At 65.2% G+C, this 24,590-nt stretch carries 22 protein-coding genes and 1 pseudogene; 10 read left to right on the top strand and 13 right to left on the bottom strand.

Annotated features, from left to right (window positions below):
• The 5 genes and pseudogenes from EJ073_RS31810 to EJ073_RS31005 all read right to left on the bottom strand — a co-directional run.
• A pseudogene (locus EJ073_RS31810) lies at positions 1 to 258 on the bottom strand (sugar phosphate isomerase/epimerase); the annotation flags it as partial.
• Positions 259 to 262: 4 nt separating this feature from the next.
• Positions 263 to 1,039 (bottom strand): ATP-binding cassette domain-containing protein, encoded by a 777-nt coding sequence (locus EJ073_RS31020; protein ID WP_126058979.1) that lies wholly within the window; start codon positions 1,037 to 1,039, stop codon positions 263 to 265.
• On the bottom strand, positions 1,036 to 2,022 hold the full coding sequence (locus tag EJ073_RS31015; RefSeq protein ID WP_126058978.1) for an ABC transporter permease: 987 nt from the start codon (positions 2,020 to 2,022) through the stop codon (positions 1,036 to 1,038). The genes EJ073_RS31020 and EJ073_RS31015 overlap by 4 nt, the downstream gene beginning before the upstream one ends.
• Positions 2,023 to 2,163: 141 nt before the next feature.
• A complete protein-coding gene (locus tag EJ073_RS31010; RefSeq protein WP_245455440.1) occupies positions 2,164 to 3,153 on the bottom strand; it encodes a substrate-binding domain-containing protein in 990 nt (329 codons plus the stop codon).
• Between the two features lie 75 nt (positions 3,154 to 3,228).
• Positions 3,229 to 4,287: a LacI family DNA-binding transcriptional regulator gene (locus EJ073_RS31005; protein ID WP_126058976.1), complete on the bottom strand. Its 1,059-nt coding sequence runs from the start codon at positions 4,285 to 4,287 to the stop codon at positions 3,229 to 3,231.
• A 123-nt stretch (positions 4,288 to 4,410) separates the two neighbouring features.
• Here EJ073_RS31005 and EJ073_RS31000 point away from each other — a divergent pair, with 123 nt between their 5' ends.
• The gene (locus tag EJ073_RS31000) at positions 4,411 to 5,442 is read left to right on the top strand and encodes a hydroxyacid dehydrogenase (protein WP_126058975.1); all 1,032 of its coding nucleotides are present in this window, start codon (positions 4,411 to 4,413) and stop codon (positions 5,440 to 5,442) included.
• Positions 5,443 to 5,655: 213 nt separating this feature from the next.
• Entirely contained in the window at positions 5,656 to 5,961 is a 306-nt protein-coding gene (locus EJ073_RS30995) for a hypothetical protein (protein ID WP_126059409.1), read from the top strand.
• Between the two features lie 66 nt (positions 5,962 to 6,027).
• On the opposite strand, the gene EJ073_RS30990 is transcribed toward EJ073_RS30995, so the two are convergent.
• Positions 6,028 to 6,705: a GntR family transcriptional regulator gene (locus tag EJ073_RS30990; protein ID WP_126058974.1), complete on the bottom strand. Its 678-nt coding sequence runs from the start codon at positions 6,703 to 6,705 to the stop codon at positions 6,028 to 6,030.
• A 236-nt stretch (positions 6,706 to 6,941) separates the two neighbouring features.
• Here EJ073_RS30990 and EJ073_RS30985 point away from each other — a divergent pair, with 236 nt between their 5' ends.
• The 8 genes from EJ073_RS30985 (at position 6,942) to EJ073_RS30950 (ending at position 15,706) form a co-directional block, all read left to right on the top strand.
• Positions 6,942 to 7,529: an amino acid synthesis family protein gene (locus EJ073_RS30985; protein WP_126058973.1), complete on the top strand. Its 588-nt coding sequence runs from the start codon at positions 6,942 to 6,944 to the stop codon at positions 7,527 to 7,529.
• Positions 7,522 to 9,309 carry an alpha/beta fold hydrolase gene (locus tag EJ073_RS30980; RefSeq protein ID WP_126058972.1) on the top strand — a complete coding sequence of 596 codons (1,788 nt, stop codon included), beginning with the start codon at positions 7,522 to 7,524 and terminating at the stop codon, positions 9,307 to 9,309. The genes EJ073_RS30985 and EJ073_RS30980 overlap by 8 nt, the downstream gene beginning before the upstream one ends.
• 5 nt (positions 9,310 to 9,314) lie before the next feature.
• On the top strand, positions 9,315 to 10,364 hold the full coding sequence (locus EJ073_RS30975) for an LLM class flavin-dependent oxidoreductase (RefSeq protein ID WP_126058971.1): 1,050 nt from the start codon (positions 9,315 to 9,317) through the stop codon (positions 10,362 to 10,364).
• Positions 10,361 to 11,836 carry an aldehyde dehydrogenase gene (locus tag EJ073_RS30970; protein WP_126058970.1) on the top strand — a complete coding sequence of 492 codons (1,476 nt, stop codon included), beginning with the start codon at positions 10,361 to 10,363 and terminating at the stop codon, positions 11,834 to 11,836. Before EJ073_RS30975 ends, EJ073_RS30970 begins: the two co-directional genes overlap by 4 nt.
• A 64-nt stretch (positions 11,837 to 11,900) precedes the next feature.
• A complete protein-coding gene (locus EJ073_RS30965) occupies positions 11,901 to 12,905 on the top strand; it encodes an ABC transporter substrate-binding protein (RefSeq protein ID WP_126058969.1) in 1,005 nt (334 codons plus the stop codon).
• 100 nt (positions 12,906 to 13,005) lie between these two features.
• Positions 13,006 to 13,833: an ABC transporter permease gene (locus tag EJ073_RS30960; RefSeq protein WP_245455439.1), complete on the top strand. Its 828-nt coding sequence runs from the start codon at positions 13,006 to 13,008 to the stop codon at positions 13,831 to 13,833.
• Positions 13,833 to 14,633, top strand: coding sequence for an ABC transporter permease (locus EJ073_RS30955; RefSeq protein WP_126058967.1), 801 nt, complete (start codon positions 13,833 to 13,835; stop codon positions 14,631 to 14,633). The genes EJ073_RS30960 and EJ073_RS30955 overlap by 1 nt, the downstream gene beginning before the upstream one ends.
• Positions 14,630 to 15,706 (top strand): ABC transporter ATP-binding protein, encoded by a 1,077-nt coding sequence (locus EJ073_RS30950; RefSeq protein ID WP_126058966.1) that lies wholly within the window; start codon positions 14,630 to 14,632, stop codon positions 15,704 to 15,706. Before EJ073_RS30955 ends, EJ073_RS30950 begins: the two co-directional genes overlap by 4 nt.
• Before the next feature lie 149 nt (positions 15,707 to 15,855).
• Here EJ073_RS30950 and otsB read toward each other — a convergent pair whose 3' ends face one another.
• The 7 genes from otsB to EJ073_RS30915 all read right to left on the bottom strand — a co-directional run bounded on the left by otsB (position 15,856) and on the right by EJ073_RS30915 (position 24,568).
• The gene (gene otsB / locus EJ073_RS30945) at positions 15,856 to 16,650 is read right to left on the bottom strand and encodes a trehalose-phosphatase (protein ID WP_126058965.1); all 795 of its coding nucleotides are present in this window, start codon (positions 16,648 to 16,650) and stop codon (positions 15,856 to 15,858) included.
• A complete protein-coding gene (locus EJ073_RS30940; protein ID WP_126058964.1) occupies positions 16,647 to 18,428 on the bottom strand; it encodes a trehalose-6-phosphate synthase in 1,782 nt (593 codons plus the stop codon). Before EJ073_RS30940 ends, otsB begins: the two co-directional genes overlap by 4 nt.
• A gap of 220 nt (positions 18,429 to 18,648) precedes the next feature.
• Positions 18,649 to 20,811: an amylo-alpha-1,6-glucosidase gene (locus EJ073_RS30935; RefSeq protein ID WP_126058963.1), complete on the bottom strand. Its 2,163-nt coding sequence runs from the start codon at positions 20,809 to 20,811 to the stop codon at positions 18,649 to 18,651.
• Between the two features lie 45 nt (positions 20,812 to 20,856).
• Positions 20,857 to 21,918, bottom strand: coding sequence for a glycosyltransferase family 4 protein (locus tag EJ073_RS30930; RefSeq protein WP_126058962.1), 1,062 nt, complete (start codon positions 21,916 to 21,918; stop codon positions 20,857 to 20,859).
• A gap of 67 nt (positions 21,919 to 21,985) precedes the next feature.
• A complete protein-coding gene (locus EJ073_RS30925) occupies positions 21,986 to 23,164 on the bottom strand; it encodes a hypothetical protein (RefSeq protein WP_126059408.1) in 1,179 nt (392 codons plus the stop codon).
• A gap of 39 nt (positions 23,165 to 23,203) precedes the next feature.
• A complete protein-coding gene (locus EJ073_RS30920) occupies positions 23,204 to 24,214 on the bottom strand; it encodes a succinylglutamate desuccinylase/aspartoacylase family protein (RefSeq protein ID WP_126058961.1) in 1,011 nt (336 codons plus the stop codon).
• Between the two features lie 9 nt (positions 24,215 to 24,223).
• Complete coding sequence (locus tag EJ073_RS30915; protein ID WP_126058960.1) at positions 24,224 to 24,568, bottom strand: RidA family protein; 345 nt, start codon at positions 24,566 to 24,568, stop codon at positions 24,224 to 24,226.
• Positions 24,569 to 24,590: the final 22 nt, after the last annotated feature.

Here is a 24,590-nt window from a genome sequence, read left to right as displayed (position 1 = left end):
CGGCTGCAGGAAGTCGAGGGCCTCGTCCGGCCGCTCGACCACATCGAGGGAGCGCGGCAGGCCGAGCGAGGGGATCAGCTCGACGCCGTAGTGCGTGGCGAAGCCGCGCGTGCGCTTGGTGTCGATCTCCTCAGGGCGCAGCAGCGGGATTTCCATCAGCCCGATGCCGTGTTCCTTCAGCCGGTCCATCTGGGGTTCGATGCGGGCAAGGTCCCAGACCGGAGCGATGGCGAAAGTGTGCAGTCCAAAAGTGTTCATATGTTTAGCCTCGTTGTTCATGCGCCGCCGCGGCGCTGATATCGCCGCCGCCGACGATGCGGCTGACGACTTCGTTCATGTTCGTCTTGCTGGTGACGAGATCCGCATCGGCGCGGCCGTGGCGCAGCACGACGATGCGGTCGGTGACCGACAGCACGTCGTTCAGCCGGTGCGAGATCAGGATAACGGCGATGCCCTCCGACCGCAGCCGCCGGATCAGGTCGAGCACGCTCTGCACCTCGCGCACGGCAAGCGCCGCCGTTGGCTCGTCCATGATCACCAGCTTCGGATTAAAGGTCAGCGCGCGAGCGATCGCCACCGTCTGCTGCTGGCCGCCCGAGAACGAGCCGACCGACCGGTTGATCGACGGTAGCCGCGCGCCGAGCCGCTCGATCATCCTGGACGCCTCGCGGTCCATCGCCGCCTTGTCGACGAAGCCGGGAAACAGGCCGAACACCTTCCTGGTCGGCTCGCGGCCGAGAAAGATATTCGACGCCACGTCCTGCTGCTTGGCCAGCGACAGATCCTGATAGATCATCTCGATGCCGAGCTCGCGCCGTTGGCCGGGGTCGAGCGCAAGGATGTCCTTGCCGTCGTATTCGATCGAGCCCGAATCGGCGCGGTAGATGCCGGTGATGGTCTTCATCAGTGTCGACTTGCCGGCGCCATTGTCGCCGACGAGGCCGACCACCTCGCCGGCCGCGACCGAGAGATCGACACCGTGCAGCACGTCGACCGCGCCAAAACTCTTGCGGATGCCTTGAAGCGAAAGAAGCGTCATACGCGCGACTCCTTCCGGACCTGATACTGGTCGATGAAGACGGCGAGGATCAGCACCGCGCCGATCGCCATCTGCTGATAGTAGGACTGCACCGCAAGCAGCGTCAGCCCGTTCTGCAGCACGCCCATGATCAGCGCGCCGATCATCGTGCCGAGGATCGAGGCGCGGCCGCCGAACAAATTGGTGCCGCCGATGATCGCCGCCGTGATCGCGGTGAGCTCATAGTTGATGCCGGCGGTTGGGTCACCGGCATTGACGCGGGCGGTGAACAGCAGGCCGGCGAGGCCGGCGAGCGCGCCGGACAGCGTGTAGATGATGCGGCGGTGGTGCTCGACGCGGATGCCCGCGGCGCGCGCCGCGCCCTCGCTGTCGCCCAGCGCCAGCGTGTGGCGGCCGAAGCGTGTGTAGGCGAGCACGCAATGCGCGACGATCGCCGTCAGCACCAGGATGATCACCGGCATCGGGATGCCGAAGGGCCGCCCTTGCCCGATATAGACGATCGCCGACGGCAGGCCGTAGATCGCCCTGCCCTGCGAGATGACCAGCGCCAGGCCGCGCGCCAGGCCGAGCATGCCGAGCGTGACAATGAAGGCCGGCACGAAGGCTCGGGTGACGAGCTGCCCGTTGATGTAGCCGGCAAGGCCGCCGGCGAGGATGCAGGCGATGAGCGCGAAGACCGACGGCCAGCCGAGATTGACCGCGACGAAGGCGCCCGCCACGCCGGCAAGGCCCATGACCGAGCCGAGCGACAGGTCGAGCCCACCCGAGCCGATGACGAAGGTGGCGGCGATGGCCAGCACGCCGATCGTCGATGTCGCCAAGAGGATGTTGAGGAAATTGCTCAGCGACAGGAAGAACGGCGACAGCAGCGCCATCGCCGCGCTCAGCGCCACTAGCACCAGCAGCGACTCCAGCCTGATGTGGAGCCGTTCGACGGATGCGCGCTGCACCCGAGCCCAGAAACCGGGCTGTTCAGAAGCCATGTCTTTGCACCTTTGAGAGCGGCCGTAAGGCAGTAGGCAGTAGGGACTAGGCAGTAGGGCAAATATGAGAGCGATCCGAGCGGCAGGAACCGCTTACTTCCCCTACAGCCTACAGCCTACAGCCTACTGCCTATTCCCTGCTCACTTCACATATTGCAGCATCGGCTCCTTGCGGGCGTCGAGCATCTCCTTGGTCAGCACTAAGGTAGGCACGGCGATGCTCTCCTCGACCTTCTCGCCGGCGAGCGCCTTCTTGACGTTCTCGACCGCCTGCTTGCCGACCAGATAGGGAAGCTGCGCCACCGAAGCGTTGAGGCGGCCCTCCTTGATCGACTTGACCGCATCCGAATTGCCATCGACGCCGAGAATCGTCACCTGCTCACCCTTGCCGGCCGCGTAGACCGATTCCACGGCGCCTAGCGCCATGGTGTCATTGGCGCAGAAGATGGCGACGAGGTCAGGATGCGCGGTCAGCGTATCGGTTGCGATCGAGGCCGCCTTGCCGCGATCCCAGTCGCCGGGCAGCGAAGCAACGATCTCCAGCCCCGGCGCCAGTTCCTTGAGCTTGTCGGCAAAACCCTTGGCGCGCTTCTGACCAGTGATGTTGCCCGAAAGGCCCTCGATCACCAGCACCGGACCCTTGGCGTCCTTGCCGAGCTTGGAGACGAGATATTCGGCGCCCTGTCCGCCGGCCGCGACATTGTCGGAGCCGATGCGGAAGGTGATCTTGATGCCTTCCTTGTCGAGCACCGCCGGATCGAGATTGCCGTCGAGGTCGACGACCTTGATGCCGGCATCCTGCGCCGCCTTCAGGCACGGCAACAGGTTGGTCGAGTTGATCGCCGCGGTGATCATCGCCACCGGCTTGCGCTCCAGCATCGTGTTGCAGAGGTTGAGCTGCGGCTCGGCCGCCTGGTCGCTTTCGGCCGCCTGCTGGAAATATTTCACACCGGCTTCCTTGGCGCCATCCTCGACGCCCTGGCCCATCGCGCCCCAGAACGGATTGGCCAGCGTCTTCATCAGCACGCCGTATTCGCCGTCCTCGGCCTTGGCAGCGCCAACGGCCGACATCGCCAGCGCGATGCCTAAGGCCATCGTAAATCGATTTATCTTCAGAACGAATGCTGTCACGTTTTCCTCCCTGTTGATATTACGCGCCACGAGCCAAAGCCAGGTGCGGCGCCACTCGGTCTTCGACAATGGGGGCTATTGTCGGTTTCCTCCCCCGGAATGCGGGCCGCTGCCTGGCGAGCCAACGGATTCCCGCATCAACACCTTGCAGGGTTCGAGCCGCGCCCTTGGCGGACCGCCCTCGCCCTCGATCCTGCGAAACAGCACGTCCATCGCATTGCTGGCTATCTCGCGCACCGGCTGCACCACCGCGGCGATCGCCGGCCAGGTCACCTGCATCCATTCGGCGTCGTCGAAGCCGACCAGCGAGATGTCGTCCGGGCAATGCCATCCCCGCCTACGGAATTCGGAGAGCGCCACGAGCGTGCCCTTGAGGAACAGCGAATAGACCGCCGTCGGCCGCTCACCCTTGCTGAAATAGTCGCTGAGCAGCGCCCGCAGCGGCTCCACCTCGCTTTCCGAAAGCACGACGTCGATTCGGACGTCCGGAGCAAGTTTCAGCGCGGTGTTGCGAAACCCTTCGAGGCGGGCGCGCACCGTCGCTGCCTGCTGCCCGAGGCCGACGACCAGTATGTGGCGATGGCCCTTTCCGACAAGCGCGCGCGCCACCTCGGCGCTTGCCGCGGCGCTGTCGGCCGAGACCGTGTCGAAAGCATCGTCGGCGAGGACGCGGTCGATCAGCACGCCGGTCATGCCATTGGCCTTCATGAAGCCGGCCGCCGGCCCATGCTCATTGCGCACCGGCGCCAGCACCACGCCGGCGACACGCCAGTCATGCATGCGGGCAAGGATCTCCTTCTCGCGCGCTTCCGATTCACGACTGGAGGCGGCGACCAGCGTGAAGCCTCGTTGCTCGGCGAGACCCTCGAGCTCGCTGACCATCTGGCCGAAGAACTCGCTTTCGAACTCGGGCATGATGGCGCCGATGATGCGGCGCTTGGCCCGGCGCATGTCGGAGGCCAGCGGATCGACGCGGTAACCGAGCAGTTCGACGGCATCGAAGACGCGCTGGGCGTTTTCGGGCTTCACCGTGGTGACGCCAGCCAGCACCTTGGAGACGGTGGCGGCGGACACGCCGGCACGGCTTGCCACGTCGTGGATCGACGCACGGCGCTGCTGGGCCTCCTTCGCCATTGTCCTCCTCCTGAGGCTTGCCACATCAATCGATAAATCGATTTTTCAAAGTTGTAAATCGTTTAATCCGGAGTAAAACACGGTTGTGAATGGCACGGTCCGGTCGCGCCGGGAGGAAACATCATGTCAAAAAATGCCTTGCCGCTGGTCATCAGCGCGCCTGAGCCGCGCACCCTCGAACTGATCTTCACACCGCCGCAGCTGGCACGCTTTCGCAAAAAATATCGCATCGTCGAAACAACGCCTGAGATGGTGGCAGGGTTGCCTTCCGACATATTGGCCGAGGCGCGCTACATCGTCGGCCAGCCGCCGATCAGTTCCGAGACGCTGGAGACGCTGGAGGTGCTGCGCTGCATCTTCAATGTCGAGACCAATCTCGTCAACAACATGCCCTACGATACGCTGTTTCAGCGCGGCGTCCATGTCGTCACCACCGGGCTGGTCTTCGCCGAGCCGGTGGCCGAGCTCGGCCTTGCCATGGCGCTCAACCTGGCGCGCGACATCGTCGATGCCGACCTTGCCTTCCGGCAGGGAAAGGAACTGTGGGGCGGCGACGGCAATGCGACCGCGCGGCTGCTGAGCGGCGCCGAAGTCGGCATCATCGGCTTCGGCGATCTAGGCCGCGCGCTGAACCGGCTGCTGACTGGCTTCCGCACCCGCACCAGGGTATTCGATCCCTGGCTGCCGCCGTCGATCCTCATCGACAACGGCGTCGAGCCGGCCTCGCTCGACAAGGTGCTGTCGGAAAGCGATTTCGTCTTCGTCGTCGCCTCGGTGACCAGCGAGAACCAGGGCTTCCTCGGTGCCGAGGCCTTCGCCAAAATGCGCACGGGCGCCGCTTTTATCCTGCTCAGCCGAGCCGGTGTCGTCGACTTCCCGGCGCTGATGGAGGCGGTTCGCAGCGGTCAGATCGTCGCCGCAAGCGATGTCTTTCCGGAGGAGCCGTTGGCCAGGGACCATCCGGTGCGCGGGCTGCCCGGCTTCCTACGCTCCGCTCACCGCGCCGGCGCGCTCGACGTCGCCTTCAAGCGCATGGGCGACATGGTGCTGGAGGATATGGACCTGATCGACCGCGGGCTGCCGCCGCTGCGCTCCAAGCGGGCGGAACGCGAGACCGTTTCCAGGATGCGGTCGAAGCCGGTCGACAAGAATTGAGGGCAAAACGCCACCCTTCGCAACTCGCTGCACGCGGCGGCAAAGAACAATTAAATCGAACGCGGGGCGACCAAAAAGGTTCATTTTCCGCTAGATCCTATCTTGGCAGAATTATCATCTCGCAATCCGCTTCATCATGGAACCTTCGTCCAAACCTGTCGTTTGGCCTTTGATCGTTGCTTCGACGATCCCAAAGCAACAGGAGGATATATCGTGAACATCAAGATGATATGGCTCGGCGCCATGGCGCTTTCGATGGTCGCCGGCTCCGCGTTGGCCGCAGGAGAGACTGGCACGTCGGCACTCGACGACCCGGCCAAGATGCAGCCCTTCTATACAGACTCCACCATGAAGACGATGGTTAGCAACGACGATTTCGTGAAGGCCTGGAAGGCGCTGTCGCCGGAAGATCAGATGGCGATGATGTCGGCCTGCGATGACGAAGCGAAGAACGCCAATCCCACCAACAGTCATCCGGAGTTCTGCAGCAGCGTCAAGGCAAACGGCGGCAGCAAATAGGCCTGCCGGTATCGCAATGGATGAAACGGCTCCGCCTGCGGGGCCGTTTTCTTGCCGGCCGGGATTCTACAACGACCCCAGCCGAAGCGCATCCCGGGCGATCCGCCAGGCGGACTCGACATGTCGCCGCGCCGCCGCCTCCGCTTCCTCCGGCCTGCGTGAGCGGATGGCGTCCATGATCGCATTCATCTCGGCGATGGCCGGCTCGCGGCGGTTCTCCGACGCGATGGTCATCGAACGCAGTTGATTGATGCGAACGTTGAGCCCGGTGACGATCTCCCAGGCGATGCGCTTGTCGGCGGCTTCGAACAGCACCTCGTAGAAGCTGGCGGTCGCCCGCATGACCTCCACCGGGGCGCCCGAGGCCCAGGCTTCGAGCAGCTTTTCCAGGGCGTCGTCGAGGAGAGCGATCTGCTCCTTGGTGGCCGACGTCGCGCAGGCGCGCGCGGCGATGCCTTCCAGCAGCGCGCGCAGTTCGTAGATCTCGTCGGTGCGGCCGAGGTCCGGCTTGGCCACGGCCGGTCCGTGGCCCGGAACCATCTGCACCAGGCCCTCTGCCTCCAGTTGCCGCAACACCTCGCGTACGACCGAACGGCTGACGCCGAGCTGGTCGCAGAGCGGCCGCTCGACCAGCCTCTCGCCGGGCTGGAAGTGGAAATCCATGATCGCCTCGCGCATGCGCTCCAGCGCCAGCGTCCGTAGCGTCTTGGCAGAGCGGTCGATCCGAAGCGTGTCGTCAGGCATTCTTCTTCCGCCCTCTACGAGCAATTCCAGAAAAGTGTTCTGTCAGGAATTGCGCTTCAAAACAAAGAGATAGAGCGGTTGGCCGTTTCCATGAAACGGTGAGACGCTCTCGCCTCGCCACAAAAACAGATTCCATGGCCGATTGACAAGGCACTTGGCTCTCCATATTATGGTATACCATAAGACGTCGATAGAAACGACGAAACCGCATTGCGCCGTTTCGTCCGAGGAATCTCATGAAACCGGCCATCCGCAAGATCGTGACCTATGTCGAGAACACGCTGATCGAAGGCGGCAAGGCGGCGCCCCGGCCGCTGCGCCTGATCGGCGTCGCGGCGGTGCTGACCAACCCGTGGGCCGGACGCGGATTCACTGAGGACCTGTCGCCCGAGATCCGCGCCGTTGCCCCGGTGCTCGGCGAAACGCTGACCAATGAGATCATTGGCGTCGCCGGCTCCGGCGAAGCGATCGAAGGCTACGGCAAGGCCGCCATCTGCGGCACGTCGGGCGAAGTCGAGCACGCTTCGGCGCTGATCCACACACTGCATTTCGGCAACCACTATCGCCGCGCCGTCGGCGCCAAGACCTATCTCGCCTTCACCAATCTGCGCGGCGGGCCGAACACGCCGATCATGATCCCGCTTATGGACAAGAACGATGAGGGTCGCCGCTCGCATTATCTCACGGTGCATTTCCAGATCGGCGATGCGCCAGCCCCAGACGAGCTGGTGGTGGCGCTCGGCGCGTCGATCGGCGGCCGCCCACATCATCGCATCGGCGACCGCTACCAGGACTTGAAGGAACTCGGGGATCTGCATGGCTGACGCCGCCGCACTGGCCCTGGGCAAGGCTCCTGACGCCACCGGCTTCATCCGGGCCGGTTCCGGCGCGCCGGTTCTGCTGATCCATGGTGTCGGCATGGGCGCGGCGATCTGGCGGCCGCAGATCGCCTTGATGCAGGACCGCTTCGACCTGATCGCCATCGACATGCTCGGCCATGGCGGCTCGCCGCTGCCGCCGCAGGATGCCGGGCTGGCGGACTTCGCCGACCAAGCGATCCGCCTGCTCGACCATCTCGGCCTCGACCGCGTCGCGGTTGTCGGCCATTCCATGGGCGCGCTGGTCGCGCAGGAGATCGCGCTGCGCGCGCCGTCGCGTGTCAGTTCCGTCATTTGCCTCAACGCCGTCTTCCGCCGCCCGCCGGAACTTGCGCAAGCGGTGCGCGAACGGGCGGCCGCCCTCGGCGGCCATGGCGATCCCCAGGCCATCGCCGCGACGATCGCGCGCTGGTTCGGCGATCCGATCCCGCCGGATCTGGCCGACGCCGCCGCGACCGCGCGAACCGCGCTCGAGAGCGTCGATGCCGAAGGCTACGCCCGCACCTATCGCCTCTTTGCCAGCGCCGACACAGCCCATGTCGATCGCCTGGCCGAGCTTGCCACGCCGGCGCTGTTCATCACCGGATCGGAGGATCGCAATTCCACCCCCGCAATGTCCGCCGCCATGGCGCGGCTCGCGCCATCAGGACAATGCCTGGTGCTGAGTGGAGAAAAGCACATGATGACAATTGCTTCGCCCAAGAAAGTGACTCAGCACATCACGGCCTTTCTCGATCGCGCGGCCGACGTTGCCGCAAGCGCCCAAACCGCTTTCGACCCAATCGAGTTCCGCCGCGCGCTGGGCTCCTTCCTGACCGGCGTCACCATCGTCACCACGGTGGACGAGGCAGGAGACCCGCGCGGCTTCACCGCCAACTCCTTCACCTCCGTTTCGCTCGAGCCACCGCTGGTGCTTGTCTGCATCGCCAAGAAGGCGCTGGGGCACCAGGCCTTCTCGACCTCCAGGGGATTCGCCATCAACATCCTGTCGGAAGACCAGAAGGCCGCGTCCGGCATTTTCGCCTCCAAGGCGGCCGACAAGTTCGCGTCGGTGGTCTGGCAGCCGGGCCAGACCGGGAATCCGGTGATCGACGGGTCTGTCGCGGTCTTCGATTGCGGCATGGAGCAATTGGTGGATGCCGGCGACCATTCGATCCTCATCGGCCGGGTCCACGATTTCACCCACAACGGCGCCCAGCCATTGGGCTATTGCCGGGGCGCCTATGTCACGCCGGGCCTCAGCCAGGAAGCGCTTGCCGCGGCACCGCCCGGAACCGAGGTCGGCGCCATCCTCGAGAGCGATGGCCGCGTGCTCTTCCTCGAGGCGGCGGACGGCTCCCACCAGTTGCCGGCCGGACGTGGCCTCGGCGCCGCGAGCGATGCCCGCAGTCTCAGGGGAAAGCTTGCAGCCAAGGCGATCGACGCCGATCTTGGCTTCCTCTACGCGGTCTGGGACGATGCGACGGACGCCTCGCGCACCCATGTCTACTATCGCGGCACGGTAGGCGCGCCCCTGTCCGGCGACGGCCACATCAGGCTTGTCGACATCGACCGGATGGCCGATCTCAAGATCGCCGATCCGGCGGTGCGCTCGATGCTCGCCCGCTATGCACGCGAGCGCACCGAGGATCAGTTCGGCGTCTATGTCGGCAATGAGGTCGAAGGCGAGGTCCGGCCACTCGCCAAGGCCGCGCCGTCAGCAGCAATCCATTCCGGCCACGGGTGAGACCTATGAAGTTTTCGCTTTTCGTCCATATGGAGCGCTCGGATCTGGCCAAGCCGCAATCCGAACTGCTGGCGGAGCTGGAAGAACTCGTCGTGCTGGCCGAGCAGGCAGGCTTCGAGGCCGCCTGGATCGGCGAGCATCACGGCATGGAGTTCACCATCTCGCCGAACCCGTTCGTCAACATCGCCTATCTCGCCGCCAAGACTTCAAGCATCCGCCTCGGCACCGGCACCATCATCGCGCCCTTCTGGCACCCGATCAAACTCGCCGGCGAAGCGGCGATGGCCGACATCATCACCGACGGCCGGCTCGACATCGGCATCGCGCGCGGCGCCTACAGCTATGAGTATCAGCGGCTCTTCCCAGGGCTGGACGCCTGGGGCGCCGGCCAGCGCATGCGCGAGATGGTGCCGGCGCTGCGCGGCCTCTGGGACGGTGATTTCGAGTTGTCCGGCGAGTTCTGGTCCTTCCCGCCGACCACCTCCTCGCCCAAGCCCTTGCAAGCCCCCTACCCACCGATCTGGGTGGCGGCCCGCGATCCGAACTCGCACGACTTCGCCGTCGCCAACAAATGCAATGTGCAAGTGACGCCGCTTGCCTCCGGCGACGGCGAGGTGGCGAGCCTGATGGAGCGGTTCAACACCGCCTGCCAGGCCCATCCGGACATCGCGCGGCCGGAAATCATGCTCCTGATGCACACATTCGTGGCCGAGGACACCGCCGACGCCGACCGTCTGGCGCAGGATCTGTCGCTGTTCTACTGCCAGTTCGGCGCCTGGTTCCAGAACAAGAAGCCGGTGCATCAGGGCATCCTCGAGCCGCTGACCGAGGAAGAGATTGCGGCCATGCCGCAATACGCGCCGGACAAGATCAGGCAGAACCTCGTCATCGGCGAGGCCGACGAGGTGATCGCCCGGCTGAAGACCTATGAAGCGCAGGGCTACGACCAATATTCGATCTGGATCGACAGCGGCCTCTCGCATGAGCGCAAGAAGAAGTCCCTGCGGCTCTTCATCGACAGGGTGATGCCGGCCTTCCAGGCGGGGTCGCGATGAGCACCGTAGCCTTCAAGAATTACATAGACGGGGAGTTCGTCGAGGCCGCGGCGACCTTCGACAGTATCGATCCTTCGACCGGCACCCCCTGGGCGACGATGCCGGCCGCTGGCGTCGCCGATGTCGACCGCGCCGTCGAGGCCGCGCACCGGGCGCTGCGTTCCGGCCCCTGGGCCTCGCTGACGGCAACGGCGCGCGGCAAGCTCTTGGTCAGGCTCGGCGAGCTCGTCGCCGCCAATGCGGGCCGGCTGGCCGAGCTGGAGACCCGCGACACCGGCAAGATCATCCGCGAGACGCGCGCCCAGATCGCCTATGTCGGCGACTACTACCGCTACTATGGCGGGCTGGCCGACAAGCACGAAGGAGCTTTCATTCCGATCGACAAGGCCGACATGGAGGTGACGGTGCGGCCGGAGCCGATCGGCGTCGTTGCCGCAGTCGTGCCCTGGAATTCGCAGCTCTTCTTGTCGGCGGTCAAGCTCGGTCCGGCGCTGGCAGCCGGGTGCACCGTCGTCCTCAAGGCTTCCGAGGATGGCCCGGCGCCGCTGCTCGCCTTCGCCGAGCTGGTCCACGAGGCCGGCTTCCCGGCGGGCGCCGTCAACATCCTGACCGGCTTCGGCCACGATTGCGGACGCCGCCTGACCAGCCACCCGCTCGTCGCCCGCGTCGCCTTCACCGGCGGCCCCTCGACCGCCCGCCAGATCGTCGCCAACACGGCCGAGAATCTCGCCTACACGACGCTCGAGCTCGGCGGCAAAAGCCCGGTCGTCGTCTTCGCCGACGCCGATCTGGACAGCGCCGCCAACGCCGTGGTCGCCGGCATTTTCGCCGCGACCGGCCAGAGCTGCGTCGCCGGCTCGCGGCTGCTGATCGAGCGTTCGGTGAAGGACGAGTTCCTCGCGCGGCTGAAGCGGAAGGCCGAGGCCATCGCCATCGGCGATCCACAGGACACCGCCACCGAAATGGGGCCGCTCGCAACCTTGCGCCAGCGCGAACGGATCGAGACGATCGTCGCCGAAAGCCTGGCCGGCGGCGGCCGGCTGATCACCGGCGGCGCACGGCCCAAGGGCAAGGCGGACGGGTTCTACTACGCGCCGACGATCATCGAGGCGCAGGATCAGGCGCTCGCCTGCGTGCGTGAGGAACTGTTCGGACCGGTGCTGAGCGCGCTCGCCTTCGACAGCGAGGCGGAGGCGCTGGCGCTCGCCAACGACACGCCCTTCGGCCTCGCGTCGGGTGTCTTCACCACCAACCTCGCCAGGGCGCATCGCATGGCCCGCGGCATCCATGCCGGCGTGGTCTGGGTCAACACCTACCGCGCCGTCTCGCCGCTGGTTCCGTTCGGCGGCTATGGCCTCTCCGGCCTCGGCAGAGAAGGCGGCCTCGACGCCATCCGTGACTACACGCGCTCGAAATCGGTGTGGATCCGCACATCGGACGAGCCGATCCCCGATCCCTTCGTCATGCGCTGAGGCGGCCTGTCGACGGTGCACTGAAGAACAAGAAACGGAACACACAAAGTCAGAGGAGAACGACATGAAACTGATTTTCGCCGGCATCCTTGCCGGTCTGATTGCAACGACGGCCGCCAAGGCCGGGGAAATGGTGTTCACCAGCTGGGGCGGCACGACCCAGGAAGCCCAGACCAAATCCTGGGCTGAGCCGTTCACCGCTTCGGCCGGCGTCAAGGTGCTGCAGGACGGCCCGACCGACTACGGCAAGCTGAAGGCCATGGTCGACGCCAAGAACGTCACCTGGGACGTGGTCGACGTCGAAATGGACTTCGCCATCAAGGCGGCCAAGGACGGGCTGCTCGAGCCGATCGACTTCGCCGTCGTGCCGAAGGACGATCTCGATCCGCGCTTCAGCAACGAGCACGCAATCGGCAGCTTCTACTATTCCTTCGTGCTCGCCTGGAACAAGGGCGCGGTCCCCGGCGAGCCGGCCGGTTGGGCCGACATGTTCGACACCAAGAAATTTCCCGGCAAGCGCACCTTCTACAAATGGTCGGCGCCAGGCGTCATCGAGATCGCGCTGCTGGCAGACGGCGTGCCGGCCGACAAGCTCTATCCGCTTGACCTCGACCGCGCCTTCAAGAAGCTCGACACCATCAAGTCCGACATCGTCTGGTGGGGCGGCGGCGCCGAGTCGCAGCAGCTGATCGCCTCCGGCGAGGCCGCCTTCGGCCAGCTCTGGAACGGCCGCGTCTTCGCGCTGGAGAAGGACGGCGCCGATGTCGGTGTCTCCTGGAACCAGAACCTCACCGCCGCCGACGTTCTCGTCGTCCCGAAGGGCGCCAAGAACAAGGACGCCGCCATGAAGTTCCTCGCCGCGGCGTCCAGCCCGACCGGCCAGGCGAAATTCGCCGAGGCGAGCGGCTATGCGCCGATCAACACCAAGGCCAAGGCCGAGATGCCCGCCGACGTGGTCAAGGGCCTGCCCGACGCCCATGTCGACGGCCAGATCAACCTCGACATGAACTACTGGGCCGAGCATCGCGACGAGATCGCCACGCGCTGGTACGCCTGGCAGGCGAAATGACGCCCGCCTTCTCGTGACAGAAGCGGGACGGCTTCCGCCGTCCCGCTTCGCAACCCGGGATACCGCTATGTCGGTGGAAATTGAACAGAGCATCGCCAGAATGCGTCTTCCGGCAGGCGTCGGCGGCCTGCTGCCGGCGCTGACCTTGATCGGGCTCTTCTTCGTCGTGCCGGTTTTGGCGCTGCTCCTGCGCAGCGTCACCGATCCGGCTCCCGGCCTGCAGAATTACGCTGCGCTGCTCGGCGACGGCACCTACGCGCGGGTGTTCTTCAACACCTTCCTCGTCGCCTTCGTCGTCACCATCGTCACCGTGCTCGTCGCCTTTCCGGTCGCCTGGATGCTGGCGATCATGCCGCCGGCCCTCGCCTCGATCCTGTTCGGCATCATTATCCTGTCGATGTGGACCAATCTCTTGACCCGCACCTATGCCTGGATGGTGCTCTTGCAGCGCACTGGCGTCATCAACCGGGCGCTGATAGCGACCGGCATCACCGACCAGCCGCTGCCGCTCATCAACAACCTTACCGGCGTCACCATCGGCATGGTCTACATCATGCTGCCGTTCATGATCCTGCCACTGGTCGGCACTCTGCGCGCAATCGATCCGATGACGCTTCGCGCGGCAGCGCTTTGCGGCGCCAGCCCGCTCGCCGCCTTCCGCCGCATCCTGTTGCCGCTCTCGCTTCCTGGCATCGCCGCCGGCGGGCTGATGGTCTTCGTCATGTCGCTCGGCTATTTCGTCACGCCGGCGCTGCTCGGCGGCACGTCGAACATGATGCTCGCCGAAATGATCGCGCAGATGATCCAGTCGCTGCTCAACTGGGGCCTCGGCAGCGCCGCCGCCTTCATCCTGCTGGTCGTCACCATGGCGCTCTACGCGCTGCAACTGCGCCTTGTCGGCTCAAAACGAGCCGCGGGAGGCGCCTGATGCTGCTCGACTACGACCGCCTGGGCTGGCTGAAGGTTGCACTGCTGACCTTCACCGCGCTCGTCGCCGCCTTCCTGCTGCTGCCCGTCATCTTCATTGTGCTGCTCTCCTTCGGCTCGTCGCGCTGGCTGGCCTTCCCGCCGCCGGGCTGGACGCTGAAATGGTATCAGGAGCTGTTCGCCGACCCGTCCTGGATCGAGGCGGCGCTGACCAGCGCCCGCATCGCCGCTCTGACGGCCCTGCTTGCCGTCGCCGTCGGCCTGCTTGCCTCCTTCGCTCTGGTTCGCGGTGAGTTCCGTGGGCGCGAGATTCTGCGCGGCCTGCTGCTGACGCCGATGGTGCTGCCGGTCGTTGTCTTCGCCATCGCCATCTACGCCTTCTTCCTGCGCCTTGGCCTCGGCGGCACCACGGTCGGCTTCGTCATTGCCCACACCGTGCTGGCGCTCCCCTTCGCCATCATCCCGATCGCCACGGCGCTCGAAGGCTTCGACAAGTCGATCGAGGACGCGGCCATCGTCTGCGGCGCCAGCCCGCTCCAGGCCAAGCTCAGGATCACCTTGCCGTCGATCCGCATCGGCATTTTCTCCGCCGCGATCTTTTCCTTCCTCGCCTCCTGGGACGAGGTGGTCGTGGCGATCTTCATGGCGAGCCCCACCTTGCAGACCTTGCCGGTCAAGATCTGGGGCAGCCTCCGCTCCGACCTCACCCCCGTCATTGCCGCCGCCTCCAGCCTGCTGGTCGCGCTCACGCTCGCCCTCATGGTGGTGACGGCACTCTTGCGCCGAAAGTTGCAGACATGACCGATCCTTTCCTGTCGATCCGCAAATTGCGCAAGGCTTTCGGCGCCTTCGTCGCCGTTCATGATGTGACGCTGGAGATTCCCAAAGGCGAGTTCCTGACCTTCCTCGGCCCGTCGGGCTCGGGAAAATCGACGACACTCTACGCGATCGCCGGCTTCCAGGACCCGACCTCCGGCGATGTCCTGTTGCAAGGAAAGTCGCTGCTTGCGGTGCCCTCGCACAAGCGCAACATCGGCATGGTGTTCCAGCGCTACACGCTGTTTCCGCATCTGAGCGTCGCCGAAAACGTCGCCTTTCCGCTTCGCGTGCGCCGCCGGCCGGATGCCGAGGTCAAGCGCAAGGTCGCCGACATGCTCGCCCTGGTGCGGCTCGAAAGTTTCGCCGAACGGCTTCCGGGCGCGCTCTCCGGCGGCCAGCAGCAGCGCGTCGCGCTCGCCCGCGCGCTGGCCTACGATCCGCCCATCCTCCTGATGGACGAGCCGCTTTCCGCGCTCGACAAGAAGCTGCGCGAGGAGATCCAGGCCGAAATCCGCCGCATCCACCGCGAGACCGGCGTCACCATCCTCTATGTCACGCACGATCAGGAAGAGGCGCTGCATCTGTCGGACCGCATCGCGCTGTTCAGGGACGGCCGCATCGAGCAGATCGGCACCGGCGAGGATCTCTACCTTCGGCCCGCGACCGATTTCGTCGCCGGCTTCATCGGCAATTCGAACTTTTTGGCCGCCGAGCACCTGGAAACCGTCGGCGGCGCCGCGACCATCCGGCTTGCCGACGGCTCGGTGCTCTCAGGCATAAGCGCCAATGGCAGCTTCGGCAGCGGACAGAAGGCCAGGCTGATGGTCCGGCCGGAAGCTTTTCACCTGGAAAGAAACCAGAAAAGCGCCGAGCTTGCCGTCGAGATCGTCGATGTCGCCTTCTACGGCGAGCGCCGCCGCATCGTCGCGCGCACCGGCGCCGGGCAGGAAATCGACATCAGGCCGACATCGTCGGCCATGGCGTCGCACGATGCGACGGCAAGCCGGCGGCAGGTCTTTTTCGACCCGGCGGCGGCGTTCCTGTTTCCCGCCTGACGCTCGCGCCGGAGCGATTGGCGCCGCGGATGGGTTGGCACTAATGTCTACAAGCTTTATAGACTTCAGGCCCCGACGAAAGGAACAATCGGCTTTCGGCCGCACCCCCCGAACAATTTTCCACGACCAGGCCTATTAGCGACAGCAGATCATAGTCTGCGACTACGCCGGACATCGCCCCGGCCAGCTTCCTTGGCGAGATCGCCGAAATTGGCCTGAAGCCAGGCGATGGCGCCGGCGACATCGGCAATGACATAGCCCGCCGCCGTTGGTCCCTGCGGCTTCACGCGGATCGAGATCCCACCTACGGCATTGACTGTATCGAAGCCGTTTTCGTCCGAGGTATCATCGCCGAGAAACACCGGCCGTCGGCCGGTGAACGGATCGAGCTGCAAGAAGCGCCGGATCGCCGCACCCTTGGCGGCGTCGAGCGGCATCAATTCGACACCGGCATTGCCGGCAATCACGCGATAACCCTTGGGCAGGCGGGTCAGCGCTGCCTCGACCAACTCCGTCGCTCGGGCAAGCAGATGGGGAGCCGCACGAGTGTGGACGGCGAGCACCGGGCCCTTGCGCTCGACATAGACGGCCTGGCTCGCCAGCTCCAGTTCGATCTCGTCGGCGAGCGCCGCCATGTCCGCCGGTTCGTCAGCGGCCTCTACGGGGCCGCCCGGGACAAGTCTGTGCTCCAGCCCGTAGAGACCGGCAGTGCGCAGCTTCAGCGGTTCGAACAGTCGGTCGACCGCCGCGACCGAGCGGCCGGTGATGAAAGCAAGCGCGCCGTCCAGCCGGCGCTCGATCGCCTGCAGCAGAAAGCGAAGCTCTTTGCTGACCGACACGGCGTCGGGATGGGCTGCGTGTTCCAGCAAGGTGCCGTCAATGTCGAGGAACAACGCCCATCGGCCTTCGGGAAGGCGGGGTTTCAGCTCTGCCTGATAATTCATCGGAGTCCTGCTACCTGTCTGCGTTCGAAGATGGGGACGACATTATCGGCAATCGCTGACCGCTCGGCATTGGCTGTGACGCGGTCGAGCTCGCCACGCTTGCGCAGGCGCGCGGCGTCCAGAAGCATGCTGCCGGCCCAGCGGTAGACATTGTTGTCGCGCACGATCTCGCGCATGCGCCGCATGCGCTCGCGCTGCTCCTCGGCCGACATGGTCAGCGCCTGCAAGAGGGCCCCGCTCATCATCGCCGCGTCGTAAGGGTTGACGATTAGCGCTTCCAGCAATTCGCGCGATGCGCCGGCGAAGGTGCTGAGCAGTAGCACCCCCTGCTCGTCGTCGCGCGCGGCGACGAATTCCTTGGCGACGAGGTTCATGCCGTCATGCAGGCTGGTGACCATGCAGATATCGGCGGCGCGATAGATCTCGTAGACTGCCTTCTGCGAGTGATGCTCGGCCACGATGACGACCGGGCGATAGCCGTCACTGCCATAGCGCTGGTTGAGGTCGTCGGCATAGCGCATGCATTCGTCGTATAATTGCCTGTAGGCTGGCAATGTGCCCCTGCTGGGTGCGGCGATCTGCAGGAAGACGACTTTGCCGATCAGATCGGGATGCCTGGTGAACAATTCCTCCAGTGCGTGGAAGCGGTCGAGAATGCCCTTGGTGTAGTCCAGGCGCTCGACGCCGACGCAGAGCTTAACATCCGCCGACAGTCCAAATCGGTCGCGGACGCGCGTGCGGCATTCGGCGACATCGGGCAGCTTCGCCAGAAGCTGCAGCGGCCATTCGATCGAGATCGGATAGGCGTGGACCAGCGTCGTCTGGCCGCCATAGGAGATGGCGGCGTCCGCCCGCTCGATCCGGCTCTCAAGGAAGCGATCGACGCTTTCGGTGAAATTGTTGGCGTGGAACTGGGTATGGAAGCCGATGATCGAGCTGCCGAGCAGCCCGTCCAGGATACGCTCCCTCCAGGGGCAAATGCTGTAAACTTCCGAGTTCGGCCACGGGATGTGCCAGAAGGTGATGACGATCGCCTCGGGCAGGCGTTCGCGGATCATGCGCGGCAAAAGCGCAAAGTGATAGTCCTGCACTAGCACGATCGGCCGCTCGTTGCGCGCTTCGGCGACCACCGTGTCGGCGAATTTACGGTTGACGGCTTCGTAGGCCTCCCAGTCCGATTCGCGGAAGATCGGCCTCGTGAAGGCGATATGGCAGAGGGGCCACAGGCCCTCGTTGGCGAAACCCAGGTAGTAGCCCTGATATTCTTCCTCGCTCAACCACACCCTGCGCAGCGTGTAAGACGGATTGTCGGGTGGCACCTGCAACCGGTCGTCACTGTCGACCACCTGGCGATCCGCCGTGCCGCCGCCATACGCGATCCAGGTGCCGGCGCAAGCGCGCGTGATCGGCTCCATCGCCGAAACCAATCCGCTCGCCGGCACGACCAGTTCGACCTCTCCGTTCTTTTCGTTGTGGATGTAAGGCTCGCGGTTGGAAACCACGATCACCTGCGCTTCCGGCAGGTCCTCGTGAAGGATCTTTCTCAGGGTTTCGGGCGACCAAGTCACCAGCGCGGCATCGACCGACTGGCCATTCTTCTCGAATTCCCTGAGCACCTTGCGTGCCGCCTCGGAAGCCACATCCTCGCCGGCGACAGGCACCGACGCTGGCGCGGAATTGCGATGGCGCCGCGATATGGAGAAGAACACCGCGAGAGCGGAGAGTAGAAGACTTACCAGGAGCAGGCTCCACAGTAAGTCGATGCCTTGATCAGTCATTGAAACGCCAACTTGCCACCGGCCCGCCGCAGGACTCATTCTTCTTGTTTTCGACACCTTGCCGGGCGACGGAACAGACCGCCGCGCGTCCGGTGTGATTGTGCAACGCACAAACGGAGCATCGGTTCCGACATTTTCCGGGCCGTGGGCGATCCCTTGAAGATCGCGCGGTCGAAAGGCAGGAAGCCGCCATTTGGAGGTCGGCTGAAATCAGCACATCTCAGGTGCGCACGATGAGCGGCACCAGACCTTCATGCCGGTCGGCAAGGAAGGCGACGACACGATCGCCCACGCGCTGGAAGGTCAGGTCGACCGCCCTGTCGCCGACGGTCAGGTGTCGAAGCGTGAGTGTGTCGATGCCGATCGGCAGCCTTGGCCGCGTGACGCGGATCTCGCCTTCCCAGCCATCGATCTCCAGGCCGAGACAGGCCTGCATCAGCATGAAGGCGGAGCCGGCCGACCAGGCCTGCGGCAGGCAGGCGACCGGATAGGCGATGGGCGCCTCGCCCGGCGCCCGGGTGAAGCCGCAGAACAGCTCCGGCAGCCGCATGTTGAAATGCACGGCCGATTCGAACGTGCCACTCATCAACCGCACCACGCTCTCGCGCTCGCCATAGCGCGCCAGGCCGACGCCGCAGATGGCGGTGTCGTGCGGCCAGATCGAGCCGTTGTGGTAGGACATCGGGTTGAAGAACACCGCGTCGTCGGAGAGCGTTCTCAGGCCCCAGCCCGAATGGAAGGATGCCGAAAGCAATTGGTCGGCGACCAGTTTCGCCCGCTCCGGCTCAGGCAATCCGACAAACAGAAGGTGGCCCGCATTCGACGTCCGCACCTTGCAGGGCTCGCCGGCGCCGTCGATCGCCAGCGCATAGAAGCCGAGATCGTCCGCCCAGAAATGGCTCTCCACCGCCGCGCGCATGGCTTCGGCGCGCTCCTCCCAATGCTCGGCCTCCGCATATCCGCCCCGGCGGCGGGCGAGTGCCGCCAGGCCCCGGAACGCGGCAAAGACGTAGCCCTGCACTTCCACCAGCGCGATCGGGCCCTTGGGGATGCGGCCATCTGCGTGAAAGACCGAGTCGAAACTGTCCTTCCAGCCCTGATTGGCGAGGCCGGATTCGGCGGCGCGCTGGTAGGTGACGAAACCGGTCTCCCGGCTCGCCTCTTCCGTCCACTCCGCCGCGGCCTTGATCGACGGCCACAGCCTGTCGATGAATTCCATGTCGCCCGTGCGATCTGCATAGGCGCAGGCGAGATGGATGTAGAGCGGCGTGGTATCGACGCCGCCATAGTAGCGGCCGAAGGGAAGCTCGCGCAGCGCCGCCATCTCGCCCTTGCGGGTCTCGTGCATGATCTTGCCGGGCTGTGAATCGCTGAACGGCGACGTCTCGGTTGCCTGGTGCTGGGCGAGGAAGGCAAGCACGCCGCGCGCCAGACCAGGGTTGAGCCAGAGCATCTGCAGCGCCGAGATCACGCCGTCGCGGCCGAATGCCGTCGAAAACCAGGGAATGCCGGCATAAGGATAGGGCCCAGTCGCGAGTTCGGTGGTGAGCAGCGCCACATCGGCGCGGGCGCGCTCGACCCAGTCGTTGAAGACGCGGCCGGAACTGTGCAACGTGGCGCCGTGGCGGCGCTTTGCCCGCATGCCGAAACGGGCCCGCGCCGCTGCGGCGCGGAAGCGATCGCGATCCGGGGTGTCGACAGCCTCCGAACCGACCTCGACATAGAGCACCTTGCTGGAACGCTTGGTCACCGCGACGAGGAAATCGGCGCGGCTGTCTGTCAGTTGATCGGGCGCCTGCGAGAACGATATCGCCGACAGGCGCGCCAACCCGTCCAGCCCGTCATAGCGAAGCAGCACCGACGTCGCGTCGATCTTGGCTGCATGCGCGGTGCCGCGCTTTGCCCTTGTCGAGCCCCGCACCTCGAACATGTCGCGGAAATCGGCGGCAAAGTGCAGAGAAACGCGGATCGCCGAGGTCTCCTGGCTATAGTTGGAAAGCGTGATGCGCTCGAACAGCCGGTCCTGCCAGATTAGCCTGACGCGCTCGACATGAATCGCGCCCTGCGGAATGTCGCGGCCGCCGACGCTTTGAACCGGCAGGTTGGTGAGATTGCTAGTGAACAGCACATTGTCCTGGCTGAGCGAGGCGCCGAGCAGCGATGTTTGCCTGCCACCGACGGTCAGCCGAAACTCCGAAAGCACGCGCGTGTCGTCGCGGAAGAAGCCGTCGCCGGCGCCCCGGATATCGCCATAAGCGTCGGCCACCGCGAAGCAGTCGCCCTGTTTCAGCGCGAACAGCCGGTGCGGCTCGCGCGGCGCGGTCTCGTCCAGAGCGGCAAGGGCTACGGCGGGATCAAGCTTGCGCTCGTCGAGCTCTGTCATATGTTTTTTTCCCGTTTGCTCCGCCCCCGGATCAGGCGGCGCCTCTCACGAGGCCTTCGCGTCGGTCGCACCACCGATGAGGCGCCCATAGGCGGCCACATAGTCGCGGGCCATTCTGTTGGCGGAAAACCGCTTTTCGAAGGCAGCCCTCACCTTTCGACGGTCGAGTTGAAGCAATGCCGGCACGGACTTGACCGCATCGTCCATCGAATTGACGACAAATCCGGTCACGCCCTGATCGATGATCTCAGGCAAGGCGCCACAATTCCAGGCAATCGATGGCGTGCCGCAGGCCATCGCCTCGATCGGAGCAAGGCCGAACGGCTCGGGCCAATCGATCGGGAACAGCAGGCCGGCCGCCTTGCCGAGAAACTCGGCCTTCTCGTCCTCGGCGATCTCGCCGACATAGTCGACGCGGTCACCGTCGATCAGCGGCTCAACAACGTCATGAAAATAGGCACGATCATCGTCACCGATCTTGGCCGCCAGCTTCAGCTTCAACCCAGAGCGGCGCGCGATCTCGATGGCGCGGTCCGGCCGCTTGTCGCGCGAAAGCCGGCCGAGAAAGGCAAGATACGGTTCCTCTTCCGTGGTCTCGAAAGCGGGCCGATAGATGTCGATCGGCAGGCCATGGTGGATCGTCGCCAGCCAATTGGCCTCGGCCAGCCCTGCTCTCTGGCTGCGTGAGATGGAGACCATCGGAAAGCGTGGGAAGCGCCGGTAGGTGGGCGCCAGGTCGACATAGTCGAGCCTGCCATGCGGCGTCGTCACCGTCCTTCCGGCCATATCCGCGAAGAAGGAAAAATGCAGGAAATGGCTGAGGTGGAAGTGGATGAGGTCGAATTCGTGCGCCCGCTCGCGGACCTCGGCCAGCATCGCCAGATGCGCGGCTATCTCTGATTTTTTCGGGCGCGGATCGAGGCGAAGCGCGCATTCACGCCCGGCAACGAGCCTCGCGGAAGTCCGGCTGTCGCCGCTGGCAAACAGCGTAACCTCATGGCCGAGAGCGACCAGCGCTTCCGTTAGGTAGGAGACGATCCGTTCGGTGCCGCCATAGAGTTTCGGCGGCACGGACTCGTAGAGCGGCGCGACATGGGCAATTCGCATGATGTCTCCAGCTGATTGGCACAGGGCCAAAATGCATCAGCCGGCATATCGTTCCGGGCCCCGCTTCTCAGCCGGACAGCGCCGCGCCGACCCAGTCGAGCCGCGCGGCGGGGACGAGGCCGTAATTGTAGAAGTTGATACCGTCGACGCCCGGCGCCCTCGCCGGCTTCACCTTGGCGGCGAGCACTTCCGCGCCGGCCATTTCCGGATAGAAGAGCCGGTAGCCGGTGCCGAGGAATTTTTCCGGGCCGAGCGCCGCGCGGCCGGCCTCGAGCAGGCTCGCGACATCGTCCGCCTGCATGTCGTAGGCGCACAGGATCGCCCCGTTGCAGACCTTGCCGAGCGCCGCGAGATCGCAGCCGCCGAGCCAGCCGTCCTTGAGGTCGATGATCAGCACCCGCGTCGCCGGATGCGCCACCTCGCGCAACTCGCAGACCAGGCTGGTCACCGGCTCGAAGCGCCAGACGAGATAGGCATGGAGTTCCGGCCAAGGCAGGAAGATATCGAGCCCACTTGCCGGAAAGTCGGGAAAGCGCCGCTTCGGCACCGCACGCTCGCAGGTCTCGGCGATCCATTGCCTGACCAGCTTTTGCGCCGCCGCGCCATTGACGCCGGCTTTGGCCGCGCGATCCAGGCAGGACGGGCAGAAGCACAGCGAGAGCAGGAAATCGTCTTCTGGCGCCAGGCCGACACCATCCTTCTCGTGATGATACTCATGCGCAAAACCCATGAAGGACGGGCTTTCGAGCTCGATCCGGTCCGGCCTGTAGCCGTGCGAGATGTCCGCGACCAAGGCGCGGACATAGGCGCGCGCGTCGCGATGCGAGGGACAGAGATTGTAGTAATTGGCATCGCCGAAGGCGTTGCGGGTGACGGCCTCGGGGTGAAGCATGCCGAGGCGGGTGTTGTGCAGGCATACAGTCCAGCACGAAACCCCGAGCCCGCCCGCGTCGCGGCGGCGCGCAAGCTTGCGCAGCACATCGCCGCCTTCACTGATCACGTCAGCGACCTTGGGCCGGATGGCGAGGCCGGCCCAGCGCGCTGATGTCGGCTGGAAGTAGATGGTGCCGTCCTCAGGGAAATAGGCCTTGCGCCGCGGGCTGCGCGGCTGCAGGAATCGCCCGGCATGGTAGGACGTGGCGAGGCTGACCATATTGAGCCCGGCACGCTCGACGAGATCACGCTCGACCGTCTCCAGTCCGATATCCTGGATGTCCCAGGGATAGGTCCACATTGATAGCTGCATGGTCATCCTCGGCTTCCTTGCGTCGCCCGGCGTTTGCTCTCAGCTGTCCACCGGCTCCGCGACTTGCATCAAGCAATCGCCTGCCTCGCACATCGTGTGCAGCCGGCGCGACAGCACGATGCCGCTTTCGGCGAAATGCAGGGCTTCCTCGGCGAAGTCGAGCCGTTCAAGGTCGTGGTACCAGCCGGCAAGCTGTCCGGCGCTGACGCTGTCGCCGAGCCTGACCGCTGGCTCGAACCAGCCGCGCCGCGTGGCATAGATGCCCTGGCTGTGCCGCGACAGCGAAAGCAGCCGCGTTGGAGCGGTAGGCTCGGCCTCCGGCGCCAGAACGGGCGCCTCGACCAAGCCCAGCGCCATCATCAGCCTGTCGAGCGCACGGGCGGTGAGCGCCATGGAATCCACCGTTGCCGTGCCGCCACCGCCGAACTCGCCGCTGACGCCGATCGCGCCGGCACGGCGCGCGGCACCCATCGAGGTCGGCGACGCCGGGCCGTTGTCGGCGATGAAGCCATAGGGCATGCCGAGCGTGCGCATCAATTCGACGCCGCGCCGGTGACGCTCCGGGTCGGCATTGCGTTCGACCAGTGCCGTCGGCAGATGCTCCATCGAGGTGCCGCCGGAATGGATGTCGAAGACGACGTCGTGGCGGGCAAACAGCTCGGTCTCGAGGAAATGGGCCAGCCGGCTGGTCGGCGCGCCCGACGGATCGCCCGGAAAGGCGCGGTTGAGGTTGCCGCCTTCGAGCGGCGAGCAGCGCTTGGCGGCCATCACCGCCGGCGCGTTCGCCATCGGCAGGATGGTGACGCGACCCCTGATCCGCTTGGGATCGAGCCTGCGCACAAGCTTGGCCAGCGACAGCTCGCCCTCATATTCGTCGCCGTGATTGCCGGCCATCAAAAGCAGCGACGGGCCTTCGCCGTTGCGGATCAGGCAGATCGGCACCTTGACCTGGAAATAGGGCGAGCGGTCGATCGAGAACGGGATGCTCAAATGACCTGATGTCTTGCCGTCGCGGTCGAAATCGAGCGTGTGGACGAGGCCGGTGTGCATGGTTCCCTCTCAGACGGCCGCCACCGCCGTGACCTCGATGCGCAGGTCCGGATCGGCCAGGCGTGCCTCGACGCACGCACGGGCAGGCAGCCGTGACGGATCCACCCAGGCATCGTAGATCTTGTTCATGGCATCGAAGTCGCCGATCTGCGGCAGGAAGATGTTGACCGCCACCAGCTTCGACTTGCTGCTGCCGGCCTCGATGAGCAGCGACTCGATCTTGGCCAGCACGTCGCTCGTCTGCGCCTCGATGCCGGCCTTGCGGTCGTTGGCGACCTGCCCCGCGATGTGCACCATGCCGCCATAGACGACGGCCTGCGACATGCGGGACCCGGACTGGAAGTACTTGATCATGACGGATCCTTTCGAGGTTCTC

It is taken from the genome of Mesorhizobium sp. M4B.F.Ca.ET.058.02.1.1, from assembly GCF_003952505.1.
In the GTDB taxonomy this organism is placed as follows: Bacteria; Pseudomonadota; Alphaproteobacteria; order Rhizobiales; family Rhizobiaceae; genus Mesorhizobium.
Note: the sequence above shows the minus strand (reverse complement) of the source record. Positions and strands in the feature narration are given on the sequence as shown.